Annotated in this window: 14 protein-coding genes; 4 read left to right on the top strand and 10 right to left on the bottom strand. The window is 40.6% G+C overall.

The window, feature by feature from the left end; genetic code table 11:
- Positions 1-359: 359 nt before the first annotated feature.
- The 9 genes from H6G96_RS26345 to H6G96_RS26305 form a co-directional block, all read right to left on the bottom strand.
- Entirely contained in the window at positions 360-497 is a 138-nt protein-coding gene (locus H6G96_RS26345; protein WP_190915015.1) for a hypothetical protein, read from the bottom strand.
- A gap of 51 nt (positions 498-548) precedes the next feature.
- Entirely contained in the window at positions 549-719 is a 171-nt protein-coding gene (locus tag H6G96_RS26340; protein WP_190915013.1) for a hypothetical protein, read from the bottom strand.
- A 13-nt stretch (positions 720-732) separates the two neighbouring features.
- Positions 733-1,116 carry an FAD-dependent oxidoreductase gene (locus H6G96_RS26335; RefSeq protein ID WP_190915011.1) on the bottom strand — a complete coding sequence of 128 codons (384 nt, stop codon included), beginning with the start codon at positions 1,114-1,116 and terminating at the stop codon, positions 733-735.
- A gap of 208 nt (positions 1,117-1,324) precedes the next feature.
- Positions 1,325-2,644 carry an HlyD family efflux transporter periplasmic adaptor subunit gene (locus H6G96_RS26330; protein ID WP_190915009.1) on the bottom strand — a complete coding sequence of 440 codons (1,320 nt, stop codon included), beginning with the start codon at positions 2,642-2,644 and terminating at the stop codon, positions 1,325-1,327.
- Positions 2,645-2,877: 233 nt separating this feature from the next.
- Positions 2,878-4,170 carry a hypothetical protein gene (locus H6G96_RS26325; RefSeq protein ID WP_190915007.1) on the bottom strand — a complete coding sequence of 431 codons (1,293 nt, stop codon included), beginning with the start codon at positions 4,168-4,170 and terminating at the stop codon, positions 2,878-2,880.
- 401 nt (positions 4,171-4,571) lie between these two features.
- Positions 4,572-6,212, bottom strand: a complete 1,641-nt coding sequence (locus H6G96_RS26320; protein WP_190915005.1) for a cyclic peptide export ABC transporter — start codon at positions 6,210-6,212, stop codon at positions 4,572-4,574.
- A gap of 32 nt (positions 6,213-6,244) precedes the next feature.
- Complete coding sequence (locus tag H6G96_RS26315) at positions 6,245-7,723, bottom strand: 2-polyprenyl-6-methoxyphenol hydroxylase-like oxidoreductase (RefSeq protein ID WP_190915003.1); 1,479 nt, start codon at positions 7,721-7,723, stop codon at positions 6,245-6,247.
- A 27-nt stretch (positions 7,724-7,750) separates the two neighbouring features.
- Positions 7,751-8,146, bottom strand: coding sequence for a hypothetical protein (locus tag H6G96_RS26310; protein WP_190915001.1), 396 nt, complete (start codon positions 8,144-8,146; stop codon positions 7,751-7,753).
- 43 nt (positions 8,147-8,189) lie between these two features.
- Positions 8,190-9,257, bottom strand: a complete 1,068-nt coding sequence (locus tag H6G96_RS26305; protein WP_190914999.1) for a hypothetical protein — start codon at positions 9,255-9,257, stop codon at positions 8,190-8,192.
- Between the two features lie 346 nt (positions 9,258-9,603).
- Between H6G96_RS26305 and H6G96_RS42460 the strand changes: the two genes are divergently transcribed.
- On the top strand, positions 9,604-9,729 hold the full coding sequence (locus tag H6G96_RS42460; protein ID WP_277932948.1) for a hypothetical protein: 126 nt from the start codon (positions 9,604-9,606) through the stop codon (positions 9,727-9,729).
- Positions 9,730-9,759: 30 nt separating this feature from the next.
- Here the strand turns inward: H6G96_RS42460 and H6G96_RS26300 are convergent, their stop codons facing one another.
- Positions 9,760-10,059, bottom strand: a complete 300-nt coding sequence (locus H6G96_RS26300) for a Nif11-like leader peptide family natural product precursor (RefSeq protein ID WP_190914996.1) — start codon at positions 10,057-10,059, stop codon at positions 9,760-9,762.
- Between the two features lie 550 nt (positions 10,060-10,609).
- On the opposite strand from H6G96_RS26300, the gene H6G96_RS26295 reads away from it, so the two are divergent.
- The 3 genes from H6G96_RS26295 to H6G96_RS26285 all read left to right on the top strand — a co-directional run bounded on the left by H6G96_RS26295 (position 10,610) and on the right by H6G96_RS26285 (position 15,521).
- A complete protein-coding gene (locus tag H6G96_RS26295) occupies positions 10,610-11,779 on the top strand; it encodes a sigma-70 family RNA polymerase sigma factor (RefSeq protein WP_347242281.1) in 1,170 nt (389 codons plus the stop codon).
- A gap of 19 nt (positions 11,780-11,798) precedes the next feature.
- On the top strand, positions 11,799-12,983 hold the full coding sequence (locus tag H6G96_RS26290; protein ID WP_190914992.1) for a DUF1822 family protein: 1,185 nt from the start codon (positions 11,799-11,801) through the stop codon (positions 12,981-12,983).
- A gap of 129 nt (positions 12,984-13,112) precedes the next feature.
- Positions 13,113-15,521 carry a CHASE2 domain-containing protein gene (locus H6G96_RS26285; RefSeq protein ID WP_190914989.1) on the top strand — a complete coding sequence of 803 codons (2,409 nt, stop codon included), beginning with the start codon at positions 13,113-13,115 and terminating at the stop codon, positions 15,519-15,521.
- The last annotated feature ends 86 nt before the right edge of the window (positions 15,522-15,607 follow it).

Genomic DNA, 15,607 nt, shown 5'->3' with positions numbered 1-15,607 from the left:
GGCGATCGCTTGGACATGAAATATTTGATTTTTACTCAGATATCTACTAAAACAAAAGTTTTGAACCATAACATGGGCATTTAAACCATATTTTGAATTGAAAGTTTAAGTTAGAGCAATTTTTTCAGAGATTTTTTGTGCAAGTTTTGTCCAATTGTGTTTTTTCAACTCATTCTCTAGTTATGCTTCAGAATTCCAACTCTCTCTCATGTGTGAATGCAAAGTTTAATTTTGTGATTGGTGCAAAAGCTTGAAATTTCGTTAACTTTTTTCTAATTTATTGTTCAAAATTTTTCTCATATTATGATTCAAAGCATAGCGAGACACAGATAGAAAAAGAGATGAAAGCAACCCCCTTTTTATATAATTGCGTTTGTATTCATGGCATCCAACTGTTTAGCATTGGTTCCATCTGCCCAGCAGACAAAGCTTTGTACTCGCCCTTGCTCATCTCGAACCGGGAACACACTTTCAAGTAGTGAGTCTGTCCACATCATCGGCGGATAACTATCAGTTTCCTAGAACGGATGACGAACCGTAAAGCGAATCTACTTCTCTAGGGGAATATCTAGAGATGAATATTTCGCCTTGATCCAAGCGTCTTCATCTTTTAGGGGGTTACCTTTGCTAAGATAATGACTCAGCAATTTTTGAGGAAGTAGAAAATGTTCGCTCTTTGCCAACTGGTTAGCAGCAGAAATAGCCCAGTCTTTTGGCAATACTGCTTGCCCTCTAATATACAGTAGCGATTCCTGATTCCTTGTCTAAGCCAGGGCTTGGCTTAGTTGGGACTTGCAAGCGTTCAGCCAGTGCTAACAAGCGTCGATATGTTTCGCTCAAAGCTTGTGCCCCTGCTTCTGGCTTACGGGGGATATCATCTAAAGTATGAACGCGGCCACCGACGTGATCGCGTGCCTCTAAAACCGTCACAGACAAACCCTTGGCTTCTAACAACAACGCCGTATATAAGCCAGACAGACCCGCACTAAGAACCAGCACTGAGGTAGGCTTACTTGCCGCCAACACTTGCCCAGATGCCCGACTCATAACCAGTAATGCCAAGGCTGATTGGCTCACTCCCCATAATTCGCAGCGATTCCAGCTTTTCAATATCATGTTCTTATTCCTTTTAAAGTTTTGAGTACCAACTTCCGGCAATGTGGAGCATTGCAACGATTCGTGAAAAATTCCGCCATATCGTCTGTAACCCGAATGGCACTAAGAAAAGTTGAAATACTTGCCTGGCAAAGGGTCTAGAAAAATAATAGTTTTAAGGTCGAAAATCAGAATTATCTACAACCCTCAGTTTGCGATCGCTGCTTCATTAGCCTACGTTTTTCCAAAGTAATGAAACCCTTGTAAATAATACATTTGCGCTTTTCTTAGTGCCATTCGTCTGTAACCCTTTGGACTTTGACTTGAGAAAGCGAACGTTTACACTCCTCCCTGCCAAACAAAAATCGTCAAATTTAGTAGTTTTATGCCAATCAACTTTGATTCGCACTGTCGCTACCCGTATCGGTAGTTGACGACGGGCAATTTCTGGCGGTGGTTCTACAACATATTGCCCAACTTCAAAACGACCTGTACCTGCTCTGATTGTCTCTACTCGTCCTTTCCATTGGATATTACTTGAGTTATTAAGGTTGATTTGGGCTTCTTGTCCAACGACAAGTTTCGACGCATCAGTCTCATTTATGAATGCCTCTATCCAAAGATTCTGACAGTTGAGTAACTGAATAATCGATTTATTAGCTTCGACTATTTCCTGGGGTTGGGAATCAATTGACCAAATCACACCTGTTGTTGGTGCTATGACCAAGACGTTTTGTTGAGAGAGCAATTCTTTACTGGTAATGGATAACTGTGACTGAATACTCTGGATTTGTTTAGAGAGGATTCTTTCTTGTTCCTTCAGGTCTGTTAACTCTACATCAAGTTCGAGAACGCGAGTTTCAGGATAGCTTAAGGTGCGAGTTCCTTCTAGCTGAAGTCCGGCTTTCGTTGCTTCTAAGCTGAGTTTGGCTAGCTCAATTCTGGATTGAGCTTCCTTTACTACAGCTTCGGCTTGCTGCGCTTCTGCAATTTTGTTTTCAGCTCTGGAAATGGTTTCTGCCCCCTCCTTTGCTAAACTAGCAAGGCGGTGAGCGTCAGCAAGCGCTACTTTTTTCCTGACTTGTTCTCCAGCGATTTCCTCTTCAAGTTGTTTTATCTGTTGATCGGCGTATTTGGTTTGAAGCATTTTCTGGGTGACAGTTTGCTGTCTAAACAAGTTCATCAATTTAGTTCGATTTTGAATTTGCTGTTTTACCCCAGAGAGTTGCTGTTGAACATCTTGTTGGCGAGTTTTAAATTGCTGATTTTCAATTTTGAGGACTGATACTCGTGGATTTTCGACAGTAGATTTAATAGTACCGATTTGTGTACCTTTCTCAAGTTGGTTACTCAACTTAATTTTCTCGCTTTTCAACTCTAGCTCGCCTGGAATGGATGCCCGCACCAAAATGATTTCACCATTAACATAGGCTTGTACACTGCGAATTTGAGAAAAGTTGCGTCTCAGCCTAACTCCAATAACAGCTAGACAGCTAAGCACTAGAATCGAAAGGATAATTTTTCCTGAAGCTGTTTTAATTAATTTCATGAAACAAATTGTAGAAAATCTTTTCTATATCGGAAGCATTATTCTAATTAGCACTACTAAAAAGTAAGTTGTATCAAACTTTTTTTGCTTATAAATCCGCGAGCGATTTAAATTTTAGTTACTTTTCGCGCATACTATGCGCGACTATTTAGGGTATTTAGGAAACCAGCGTCTAGACAAGTACAGGACGTAATCTCATTCCTTAATAGCAACAAACTTGCTTTTCGACAATCTCAAGAATCCCAGCTAGCTCCATAAGCTGGAATACCTTTCCCCAAACAAGCCTTGACCACCTTTTCAGTAACCGCTTTGTTGGATACACAAAACACAGCTTGCGCCCTAAAATCTCGAACGGCGCCAAGAGCTAGCTGCTCTACATTTGGTCTACCATGCATTCCTGTATCGAAAATATTGCAACGAGGATGAGAGTCAAGCAAAGACCAAAGCTTTTCGCCGTAAGTTTGTTCGTGTTCGTTAGCGATCCACACAATACAAAGTTTGTGACTATTTTCTATCACATGAGGTATGACTGGTGCAATTCCTGCTCCAGTTGCGATTACAACTACTCGTGAATAAGCGTTAATTGAGAACATAAAACCAGGAGGCTTGACTCGACGAACCCATAATCGTTTGGGCAAATTTCCTTTTTCAACTTGCCGAATCAAATTTTTAGTCCAGTCACCTACCGCACCGATTATTAAATGAATTTCTGATTCGCCCGTTTGTTTGCTGAAACTCGTTCCTGCAACAGAAAAAGAATGCCATTCAATACCATCTAGACTAATTCGAGCAAATGTTCCTACGTCAGCCCTTCCTGGAAGAGTCACAACTAAAACTCCAACAGATGGACAATCCATCCTAAAATTATCAAAACACTGCACGCTTATCCAAGGCAAAAATATGCTGAAAATCATCAGCGCGATCATGAGTAAAACTGGATTAGTTAATAAAGTTTCTAGAGGATAAGCTTGGTTGAGAGCGATGATAAATTGAAATCTAATTTGATGCAAGACGAGAATACTCAAACAAGTCCATCCCAGATAGCGATGGCTGATTTCAAACGTATCATGGAACTTATGGCGGAATGGGGGAATAGCGGTGAGGATAATAATAAATAAAAGTGTTAACAATATACTGGACGTAACGATTGATACAGGATCGCTCTCTGTAGCCATTGATAGAGGATCGCTTGGGTTTCCCAACTGCTGGAATACATCAACAATTACCCAGAGAAAACCCCAAGTAGCACATGAGGCGTGAACCCCACCGATGTAATGAACGCCACTATTAAGATAATATTTGCCATAAACAATCTTTACCGAAGTCCATACTGCCAAACGGTACAATAAATGCAAAATCAGTTCATTACGGACTAAAACAGCTACTAGTATATTGCTGACACTAAAAATTGCTATTGAAATGTCATTTAAATATATTGTTTCGTAAAAAATAACTAAAAGTAAAATATTGACGCTAGAAACCAAAATCCACCAAAAAATATGCATATTAAAGTTTTGCTTGAACATAAATATGTCTCCTGAGATCAAGTTCCAATTTTCTGATTATTAATTTTACCAATTGTCTATTAAGCCAGTATTTAAGAAGGCAGAGGGCAGGAGGGAATCCCCATAAATAAGTTTAGGGGATTTGGCAAGGTTGGCAAGGACACAGTATTTCTTGATTTTTTCATAAATAAATTTAGTGGCTTGTGACCTTTATGGCAAAGGACAAAAATTGTATTTCTTCCTTCCGCCTCCTGCCTCCTGCCCTCTGCCCTCTGCCTTTCTTTGGTCAATCTGCTTTGTAGCTCTTTTGTCACCCCTTCAGGGGCAAAATGCATATATAGCAAAGGTTTGGGCAATTGAGGCTCAGAATCGGAAACTCTGCGATCGCCCTAAAAGCAATTGTCGTTTAACACGATATTCCTTTATTGAGAAAACTCGGAAAGTGACAGAAGAGGAGTCTTTTCTAGAACCTGACCGTAATCTAATCTGACAATCTGATCGGCTGCGCCAAAATACTGCTCATCATGACTAACAACTAAAACAGTTTTGCCTTTAGATTTTAATTCTGGTAAGAGTTCTTCGTAAAAAGTTTTTTTAAAAATAGGGTCTTGGTCAGAAGCCCATTCATCGAACAAATATATAGGACGATCTTCTAAATAAGCCGTTAGGAGTGCCAGCCGTTTACGCTGCCCTTGCGATAGGTTAGTGGTTGAAAGTCTGCCATTTTCAACCTTGACTTTATGCTCAAGTTGAAGTTTGACCAAATATTCCTGTACTCGCTCGTCAATTTTGTGCAGCCCTAAAAATCTTTCAAATAAGTAAAAATCTGAGAAGACCGCAGAAAAATGCTGGCGATACCACTCTCTATTAGTATCATCAATTAAGTAACCATTAAGCCAAATTTCTCCAGCTTCGGGAATATATAACCCAGTCAGCAACTTGACTAGCGATGATTTACCGCTACCATTTCCCCCGGTGATAAAAACTAGTTTGCCCGCAGTTATGGTTAGATTGAGCGGGCCGAGAGTGAAGCTGCTGTCATCTTGCTCTTTACGATAGATATGGGTCACTCCCAGCAGTTCTAGTGGTTGCCAGGATGAACCAGATTCACACAACGTAAAAGTTCTTGATTCGGCACTACTTTCCAAGAGTAGCCCAAGATCAGAGATTTTATGTAAAGCAACCGTTGCTTTACCGAAGTTAGGAAGCACGTTCAGAATTTGACCTATATAAGTTCCCATGTAAATAAATGCGAGTACATAAGCTGACAAAACCGAGCGAGAAATTGGTTGGAGGCTAGGTAGGAAAAACAGCAGGATGCCCACAATTAGGAAGTGTAATGCTTCTCCCCAACTAGCGGCCCCAGTATAAATCGTCATTCCGGCAATCTTATGGTTTTTAGCGGCAACACTAGTGAGTTGTAGATCTTCACTAAGAAATGCCTGACGGCGAGCGCTATGCAGCTTGAGTTCCTTGATGCCCTCGGTCATAGCGCTCAAGTGTTGAAATAGCCGATCCTGCTGCTGACGGGCTAATTTAAGTTCAGCGATCGCTTTTGTTTGAAGGAACAGAAGGCTGACGATGCCCAGCTCCAAAAACACCAGCAGAACAAGAAAAAGCATTCCTGAGAGCCAGCTTAAATAGACCAGACAGCCACTCACAACGGCAATGTTAATGCAAACTAAAGGAATAAAGGTGACGAAGTTTGATATGTACTCGATATCCTCAGTCAGAGATGATAGCAGTGCGGGCGCACCAATGATTTCAATCTGACGTAGCGATGAGGCAAGAATGCGTTGACCTAGAAGCGTCTGAAGGTGACAAGTCATTCCCTGACCGAGGCGTGTTAATAAAACCTCCGAGATGAAGCGAGTTATCAGTTGAATACAGCATAAGCTAATAAATCCTCCCAGCACTAATAGAGAAGGTGGCTGAGATTGACGCAACGCTGTAGCAATTAAGGCAATCAGAGCAACAGCACAGCCACCACTGAGTCCGCTCATAAACACTGCAATAACAATAGTAGACCAAGAGGCTCGTAACAAGAGTTTAACGATATTCATAGATTCACTCCTTCAGAACATCTCAGTTCGCTTTATTCGTGCTTGGTGATGCTGGGTTCGTAATATTGAGCAAATAAGGATAGTTTTGTTTTTCTTTTCCAAGCCTGTCTTAAAACTTTTACTGCAATGTTTGGTTGGAAGAACGCTATGGGAGGCTTGACCATATGGCATATTTCTATCATTGTCCGATGTACTTCTGGAGAGTCCATTGACAGCAACATCACCTCTTCTACGTATTGCTGTAGTAACTGGTTTATTTTATTTGGCTTTCCCATAGTCATAGTATCTTCACTTGTCAACCAAACGCGATCGCTTCTTGTTGCACTTAGCCAAGGAGTCTTTAAACTGCGAGCTAACTGATGCTGAAAGTGTTGCCCAAAACCGATTAGAGCGTTTTGAGATTGCCTACATCGTTGATTTAGACATCGATCTAAGACTAAGGCACTAAGAGCAGCAGCAGTCATTCCCTGACCGTAGTAGGGATTGAAAGCGAAGACAGCATCTCCTAATGCCACTATCCCTTCTGGAAATTTCGAGAGTTGCTCGTAGTGACGCAGGCGATTTTCTGTGCGCCGATAACTATAGACGGGAGAAATGGGTTTGGCATCTTTCACTACTTCGTAGATAATGGGACTGTGAAGTGTCCGAGCAAATTCTAGAAAGCCAACTTCATCATTAGGCGGATAATCTCGACCAAAACCGTAAAGACTAAGCGACCAACGGTTGCCTTCTATCGGTTCAAGTACGCCGCAGCGTGATTGGTGTGGAGGGTTGGGCAAGACACACAGTATCTTCCAGTCTGTCTGCAAATGCGCGGGACAGTTGTACCAGCGGGTTGTGTAACCCAGAAAAGCATCAATTACTGTTTCACGAGGAGTTGGATAACCTAATTCCTCCAACCATTTGGGTAAAGAGGAATTACGTCCGCTAGCATCGACGATTAGATCGGCTGTTAATTCTCCGAACTGGGAATTATCCCACTCGTCCTTTAGGTGGCTCCCTGCTAGAACATCGCGCACTTGTACTCCTATGACTCTGGATTGGCTCTCATCTGTCAATAGTTTCTTCACCTGAGTAGCTTCCAGAAATTGTAGGCGAATCGCCGTCTTTAAACGACAGCGAATCGCCCATTCCAAAAGATTGCGACTGCACTCTAAAGTGATTAAGTCCGAAGGGCAACTTGGTGCTATGCCCAGCGAACTGAGATAAAGAACGTCTGCGCCCCAATTAACAGAAATTGCACCTGCGGCAATCAATTCATCATCCAAACCGGGAAAAAGCTGCTCCAGAATTCTTTGACCCTGGACTAGAATTCCATGAGACTGGACTGCTTGAGGCACTCCCGGACGCAGTTGTGGTTGTTCTGGTAAAGAATCGCGCTCAACTATGGTAACATGCTGAAAATGGTTCAGTAAAATTCTAGCTGCTAGCAAGCCGGCAATACCACTACCAATAACTAAGGCGTGACTGCCATTGCTGATTTCTTGTTGTCGTTGTTGAAACTTAGACATTGTTTCTTATTTAAATTATTCATTAAGTTAAGCTTTGGGCTTACTGCCTAAAGCAAACTCACCAACAGAGGCAATACAAGCAGTATCATCTAAATCTGGAGGACATAATTTGTTTCTGGAATTTCTCGACGACCAAAATCTCCAGACTCCACCAATTTCCTTTTCCTCCACTAAGAATTGAATTGCTTTTTGTGTCATTTGGCTAACTTTTGAATCTTCTATAAAACTCATAGAATAAAGAACAAAAGTTGTAGTAAATGAGATACTGTCAAACGTACAAGTATCTGGCATCATAGCTTCATCTAGGGAAAAGTAGGTTTTAAACTCTCCATATTTCAGTCGATTTTGAAATAAGAAATCGAGCGATTTGGAGATAGAATCAATCATGGTGTTGTCAGAAATTAAAAATAATGATTTTATCATCGACTTTGATTTTTGTCTTTAGTAGAAAAACTATTATTGTTCCCTATCGTGCACCTTTTGTTATTTCCTTGTGCGTGAAAAGACTGGCATCGAACCAACCATGAGCAAATCCCAAATATGCTTTTGCTTCCAACGGATAACCTGGTTGATAAACTACTTTGATATGGTTGATCCACCTCGAAAATAGGCTGATGGCTCTAGAACCGAGAAGACGATCGCCCAAACTAATATTCCTTGGCCAAAATTCAGGAGCAGATGATGGTTGAGAAAATCCATTCCAAGCTAATAAGGCATCACGTTTGCTGGGAGCACATAGTTCCTGTGCTACTAAATAATCTAAAAATTGTTGCCAGTGTGGTTGATCTTGAGGCAGTTTTTTAAGAAATCCTTCCCAAGAAATTCTGGGATATACTCTTTTACCCACATCGAAGCTCAACAGGATATAATCTACGAACTCAGATAAAGTTGGTACCAAAGTAGAAAATGTATTAGTCGGATCTGTCCAACCAATTTGTGTCAAGTAATCAATCAATTGCTCTGGGGTAAGTCCCTTCACAACTACCCTTATCGCCTCCTCACTTGAGCGTGATAACATTGCCCCAAAATGACTCAAGAAGGCGCCAGGAGGTAGAGCATCAGCACACAGTCTGAGATTTGACTGCAATTGTATAGAAATCCGATGTTTAATGAGCGAGCTTCCTGTTTCAATCAATCTATCGCTATCACCAGCAGCTATCGGTTTCAATGCCAAGAAAATGCAGGGAATGGGTACGCCATCGAGGCATCCATCAATATCAAATTCTAGCCCTATCCCCTCTACCACTTGATGCAGTACAGATTTTGGTAATGCCCATTCTCGATAAAATTCCTGCAACGATTGCCATGTTGGATGAGTCAAAAACTGCTCTGGCAAGTTTTGCTCCAAAGCTAAGTGGGTTTGGAAGTCTACTCTCGATTGATTTGCCCCCAAACGACATTCAAAGCCAGCCAGAGATGAAACAGGTAAGATTTGGGCAAGGGACTGGATATAGGACAAGGCTTCGGGAGAAACCAAGTCAGGATGCAGGTGAGGACTAATAATTTTTAGGTAATCTTGCATTGAACAAATCATAAATCACGCTCCTATTTGAGATTTTGGATTGGCGATGTAAGGATATGGTGGATTATGAATAAACAGTAATTTCAGAATAAAGACATCTCTAAAAACAGTTAAAGCTACTTTTTGAATAGGTTATAAGCTGCATTTTCCAACAGCTAATCAATACGATAAAATAGTTATCTCGCATATTCTTTGATAGTAACAAGGCAAAAACATATAGGTATTTGCATTAATTTTCACTTGAAGGTGAAGAGTCTATTTTTGTTGGTAAGCTCGGCGAGCCAATATCAATAAAAATCTCAAATCTATTCTGTCAACTGCTGTTTATTTTAAAAATCACCCGTAAGGCTAAACAGAAATGCTCGCCAGCCAGGACAAGGTGGTACTGCCCTGGAAGCACTGCCAGCTATCGAAACGCCCTCAAGTGCAAAAGTTTATTCAGGCGAATCGACGAGAAATGGAAGAGGCGAAAAATATAGTCTAATAAATGGACTACAGGCTAGGGAGCGTGATTCTATGAGTAACCATTTCCACGTGGGGGAGGTAGAATCCTTGCAACTAAATCGTCACTATTGAGGGAATCCCCTACCTCTATGTATTCACCTCCCATCGCAACTTCTACAGCCATTGCAGCTAAGACCTCTTCTTTAGTAAAAAAGTAGCCTTTTTCCTTTCCTAGCTCAACAGCTAGCTTGCTCAGGTTTTCTGCGTCTGTTGCTGCTTTGAGACGCTCTTGCAGCACTGAGTCTTTCAACACCTCAGTGTAAAACTGTTCGAGATCGGTTGTAGTCGTCGTCAATTGTTTAGCAGACATGATTTTTTCTCCAAAATTGTTTGTACATAATTGTCAGAGTCGGACATCCAACCGCCAGTTATGACGGCGTGGCTTAAAGGCTTGATAAGAAATAGAGTATAGTTTGCACCCAGTACAAATACCCTTTCCTCTGATTCTTAATTGGTAGCAGTGAGATCAGTTTATTCACTGTCAGTAGACCGAAAGTTCTACGCTCTGCTCTGCTTTTCTATAAATCCCTTGTGAGCAAGCTTTTTGAGACTGAAGGGAAAAGTCAGCCCTTAATGTATTTTTACCGAATTGGAGAAAGAGTTGAAGCTGAGAAATTGTTATGCTCTGTAAGCTTAGGAATGTTACTGATGTGGGATAATATCTTAAAGATAGGTGATAAATAAATATGCGTAGATATTTATCCTTGAGACAAGCCAGCTATGCCGGAGGTAAAGACTTTTAAGCGTTTTATTTTTCTTTACATAGTTATTTTTATTTGTACCCACCTACTTAGTTGCTTCAGTCCTACTTCAATTTATATTTTAAATTGCTTATGCGTCCTCGCCAAGAAATTACGGATATGTTTTCAACATTCGTGCAGTTGGAAAGAGGCAGATTCAGCAAATGGTTAACCGATCCCAAACTGTATAGAAATATCCAAAATCACTTGGAGCGTTCGTCATCAGCACTTAAATCAGAAAAATTTTGGGCGCTTTACTGGTACAAGCAATGGCGCTCTGGGTTTGATAACCTTGGCAGAATGCATTTGTTAGCTTATTTACAAGAACCATGTTATTGGGTTGCTTCAAAAACATTTGCTAAATTTAATTTCAGCCAATACATACTCGCTGATTACTTCCAAATGGCGATCGCAGAAGTCGAAACAATTCTTAAAGACTTTAACCTAGAAAAATCTTCTAGCTTAAAAGCTTACGCCATGATGGCAATATCCAGTCGGCTGAGAGATATTTTACGTCAACGCAGGGAAGCTGATATTTGCACCAATTGGGCATTGTTACGCAAAGTGAGCAAAAAGCTGCTTAGTGAAGCTCTTAGTGAAGCTGGATTATCACAAAGTGCAATTGCTCAATATCGTTTAGCTTGGACTTGTTTCAACGAACTGTACATCCAAAAGCAACTAGGAGGTAACAGTCAGTTACCAGAACCGAATCGTCAGCTTTGGGAAGCTATTGCCAACCTATACAATCACCAACGCCAAAGCCAAATCACTCAACCTACTGAGCAACGCAACGCCGAGACAATTGAACAGTGGTTAACCCAGACAGCTCTCTACGTGCGAGCTTATTTGTTTCCACCTGTGAAATCTCTAAATGCTTTCGAGCAAAATGATGACACGACAGTAACATTTGATTTGCCAGACCCATCCTCTGAGGAGCCAATGGCTAATATGATAGCTGAAGAGGATGGACAAAATCGACAAAACCAAATATCTCAGATGTCTAATGTGATGTTAAAAGCTTTACATAATATGGATGTAAAATCCCAAGAAGTACTTAAGCTTTATTACGAACAGGGACTAACTCAGCAGCAAATTATGCAACAGTTGCAGATGAGTCAGCCTACGGTGTCTCGTAAACTGGTTAAAGGTAGAGAATCAATACTAGCAGCACTGATTAAGTGGAGCCAGGATTTGAATATTTCAGTCAACTCCAACCAAATTAAAGATATGAGTTTTGCTTTGGAAGAATGGTTGAGAAACCAGTATCGTGAGTACAACATAAATCTGTAGTTTTCATAAAGTAGTAAAAATGACTTGCGCGTTTGCAGATCCAAGAGAATGGTTGTCAGAAATATCACCAGCAATTCAGGCGCAATCCTGGCAGCAAAGCCAAGCTTATGCCACGCCTAGTAGTCGCTGGTGCGCTTACATAAATCAAATTTGCCTCCATGCATTCTTGGATTGGATCTCAACTGAAGATTTTCCCAAAGCAAGTGTTTGGTACAGTTTCCCTGGTACGCTAGCTTTCTGGGAATTTGTCAATGGCACAGCAATTTTGTTAGAGGGAAAGCGAGTTGTGCTAATCCCCAGTGAAGCAATTGATGATAGCGAGTTAGAAGTCCCTCAAGAATGGGTAGATATTCTTAGTTGGGCAGCAGACTACTATTTAGCAGTGCAAGTCAAACCGGATAGCGATTGGGTAAGAATTTGGGGTTATACAACCCATAAAGAACTAAAATCTCTGGCTCACTATGACTCAGTGGATAGGACTTATTGTATAGATGCACGGCATTTGACAAAAGACCTCAATGCTTTCTCTTTGAGTTACCAATTTTGCAGAGAAGAAGAGATGAAAGCGGCTGTAGCTCCATTACCCCAATTATCCAGCGAGCAAGCAGAAAATCTTGTGCAACGGTTAGGCAATGCCTCTTTTCGTTTCTCTAGATTAGCAGTGCCATTTGAAACTTGGGGAGCGCTACTAGAGAATGAGCAATGGCGGCAACGCTTGTACCAACAACGACAGCAACCACAATCTTCCCAAGTGCGAGTGAATCTCAGTTTTTGGCTAGAAGGTATATACGATAATGCTTGGGAAGCAATAGAAACATTTTTGCCTTTCAATTCCACGAGTCTAGCTTTTAATTTCAGGAGTAGCTCTGGGTTCGGTGTTGGTAGTATCAAACGAGCCAAGCTGATTGATTTGGGAATGGAAATAGAGTCTCAAAAATTAGTGCTATTAGTTGCCTTAATACCAGAGGATAACCAACAAGTTAGTATTCGCGTGCAACTACATCCTACTAATGAAGAGTTCTATCTACCTGCTAATATCAAGTTAGCTTTACTTTTAGAATCGGAGGAAATTATTCAGTCAGTGCAAGCAAGAGAACAAGATAACTACATACAATTGAAACGCTTTGATGGAGAAGTAGGGGAATGTTTTAGCATCCAAGTTGCTTTTGATAGTTACCAGATTAAAGAAAATTTCGTTATTTAGTTATTAGGGGCCACTATGTCCTTGGAGGTTCCTTCGTTTAAGTGCAAGTCGTATTCATTAGTTAACGGGTTAATTACAAATAGCTCTTGGACAAATGGCAGCTAACAACTCACAACAACCAAACAATAAATGAGTAAGCTAGTTATCTTAAGCTTGTTGGGAGGAGACTTAAATCAAGGATTTTCTGTTGTCACGGCTCAACTTTGGCACGATAACCAATTATTTAAAATAACAGGGAGCCTGCCAGCAGTACCAGAACTTTCCGAGATATACAAAAGATGGAAATTACTCTACGAAGCTGTCCATCAACGTTTGGGTAACAATCAACGTATAAAAGTGCATTCACAAGATATTACCAATATTTCTGTGAATGATTTCGATGAAGTGTGTCATCAGTTACGAATACATATAAATACTTGGTTGAAATCTGAACCTTTCCAAAATATTGAACGACAGTTAAGAACTCTACTTAGCCGAGATGATGAAATTAGAGTTATTGTTGAAACCAATATAACTTTACTACATCGGCTACCTTGGCATTTGTGGGATTTTTTTGAGCATTACCCGAAAGCTGAATTAGCTTTAAGCAATCATGAGTACGGCTCTCCTCACATTGTGCAAAAATCTATTACATTTAAAGTCAACATTTTAGCAATTCTCGGTAACAGTTTTGGTATTGATATTGATAAAGACCGTTCTTGGTTGCAAGATTTAATAGATACTCAAACTACGTTTCTTATCCAACCTACACGAAAAGAACTTGACGAGCAACTGTGGAATCAAAATTGGGATGTTCTGTTTTTTGCCGGGCATAGCGCTAGTATTGCAGATGGGGAAATAGGGGAAATTTACATCAATCAAACAGAGAGTTTAACAATTTCCCAATTTAAAAATGCACTTAAGACAGCAATTACACGCGGTTTAAAACTAGCAATTTTTAACTCCTGTGATGGCATTGGTTTGGCACGAAATTTAGCTGATTTGAACATTCCCCAAATGATTGTGATGCGGGAAGGGGTACCAGATTTAGTAGCACAGGAGTTTTTGAAAAACTTTCTTGTCGTTTTTGCGGGTGGAAAGGCATTTTATCTGGCTGTGCGAGAAGCGAGGGAAAGACTTCAGGGATTGGAAAATGACTTCCCTTGTGCTAGTTGGTTGCCAGTGATTTGCCAGAATCCTACAACTGTTCCGATAACTTGGCAAGAACTGCGCGGTGGTTGGGGTGACACCGAGACTCGTGGCGAAGTTTCGGCTCAGAGCATAATTTCAACTCCAAAGATGAAAAGCACAATTGCAACTCGAAAGTGCAAACTTTGGACTGTACTGCTGAGTACTGCTATTGTGACTCTTTCAACAATAAGTCTGAGATACTTGGGGTTTTTTGAAAAGGCTGAACTTCAAGCTTTTAACCAAATCTTCGTACTGCGACCAAAGGAAGATTTAGATATAAGATTGCTGGTTGTTGAAGTTACCGAAAAAGATATTCAATCCCGACAAGAGACGACCACAGGAGTGAAATCTATTTCGGATAGTACGTTAGCTCAATTATTTAACAAATTACAAAAGTATCAACCACGAGTCATTGGACTGGATATTTATAGAGATTTTGCTGATCCCTCAAATGAATCAAAGCCGATACAACTTGCTACTGAACTGAGCAAAGAAAATATAGTAGTTGCCTGTAAAGGTAGAGATCGTAAACACGACCCCGAAGGTGTTAAACCACCTCTTGGAGTCCCTATAGAACGTCAGGGTTTTACTGATGCAGTCCAAGATCCAGATGGTATCGTGCGTCGCCAAATTATGATGATGGCACAAGACCCTTCGTCTGTTTGTAAAACGCCTTACTCACTTTCGTTGCAATTAGCTGCTGGTTATTTATCTTACGAAAATATTCAACCTGATCTGAATGAAGATTATGTACAGTTTGGTTCTAAAGTATTTAAACGCTTAAAGTCTGGTCGCAGTGGTGGCTATCAACAAAGAGTGGATTTAGGCGGAATTCAAATACTTGTCAACTATCGTAATACTGATTATCTAAGAGTTTCTCTTGAAGATATATTGAGCGATAAAGTTAATCCCGATTTAGTTAAAGACAAGGTAGTTATTATTGGAGTGACAGCTAACACTATCAGCGATACTTGGTCAACTCCCTACTCTGCTGCACAGCAACCTTATCAGGAAATACCAGGCATATTTATACAAACGCAAATGGTTAGCCAAATTTTGAGCGCAGTTTTAGACGAACGTCCAATTCTTTGGGTTTTGCCTTTTTGGGGCGATATTCTCTGGATATGCGGCTGGTCTGTAGTTGGGAGTCTGATTATTTGGCGGGTGCGATCGCTCTCATATAAGGGATGCACCATCTTTGTGACAGTTGTCACTTTATATCTAGTTTGTGCGATCGCTTTTTTAAAACAAGGGCTATGGCTGCCACTTATTCCCTCAGTTCTTGCTGTGGTTGCAAGCGGTGTTGTTATAGTATTAATTCAACGCCGTCAGGAATTTTTCACGGTTCCACGACCCTTAGTTGAATAAAATTCTCCTTTACAAGCAAAAAATAACGTCAATTTAATTGATATGACATCTAATAATTTCCTAACTAAATTCTTGTTTTATACTTA

The sequence above is a fragment of the Nostoc sp. FACHB-892 genome, assembly GCF_014698795.1.
In the GTDB taxonomy this organism is placed as follows: Bacteria; Cyanobacteriota; Cyanobacteriia; order Cyanobacteriales; family Nostocaceae; genus Nostoc.
The sequence above is the reverse complement of the archived record's forward strand: the minus strand, read 5'-3'. Positions and strand labels throughout refer to the sequence as shown.

Bases quoted from the DNA above. Each gene is read 5' to 3' on its own strand.
- H6G96_RS26345 (WP_190915015.1), bottom strand. From the start codon at position 497: ATGATGTGGACAGACTCACTACTTGAAAGTGTGTTCCCGGTTCGAGAT.
- H6G96_RS26335 (WP_190915011.1), bottom strand. From the start codon at position 1,116: ATGATATTGAAAAGCTGGAATCGCTGCGAATTATGGGGAGTGAGCCAA.
- H6G96_RS26330 (WP_190915009.1), bottom strand. From the start codon at position 2,644: ATGAAATTAATTAAAACAGCTTCAGGAAAAATTATCCTTTCGATTCTA.
- H6G96_RS26325 (WP_190915007.1), bottom strand. From the start codon at position 4,170: ATGTTCAAGCAAAACTTTAATATGCATATTTTTTGGTGGATTTTGGTT.
- H6G96_RS26320 (WP_190915005.1), bottom strand. From the start codon at position 6,212: ATGAATATCGTTAAACTCTTGTTACGAGCCTCTTGGTCTACTATTGTT.
- H6G96_RS26315 (WP_190915003.1), bottom strand. From the start codon at position 7,723: ATGTCTAAGTTTCAACAACGACAACAAGAAATCAGCAATGGCAGTCAC.
- H6G96_RS26310 (WP_190915001.1), bottom strand. From the start codon at position 8,146: ATGATAAAATCATTATTTTTAATTTCTGACAACACCATGATTGATTCT.
- H6G96_RS26305 (WP_190914999.1), bottom strand. From the start codon at position 9,257: ATGATTTGTTCAATGCAAGATTACCTAAAAATTATTAGTCCTCACCTG.
- H6G96_RS42460 (WP_277932948.1), top strand. From the start codon at position 9,604: ATGCTCGCCAGCCAGGACAAGGTGGTACTGCCCTGGAAGCACTGCCAG.
- H6G96_RS26300 (WP_190914996.1), bottom strand. From the start codon at position 10,059: ATGTCTGCTAAACAATTGACGACGACTACAACCGATCTCGAACAGTTT.
- H6G96_RS26295 (WP_347242281.1), top strand. From the start codon at position 10,610: ATGTTTTCAACATTCGTGCAGTTGGAAAGAGGCAGATTCAGCAAATGG.
- H6G96_RS26290 (WP_190914992.1), top strand. From the start codon at position 11,799: ATGACTTGCGCGTTTGCAGATCCAAGAGAATGGTTGTCAGAAATATCA.
- H6G96_RS26285 (WP_190914989.1), top strand. From the start codon at position 13,113: ATGAGTAAGCTAGTTATCTTAAGCTTGTTGGGAGGAGACTTAAATCAA.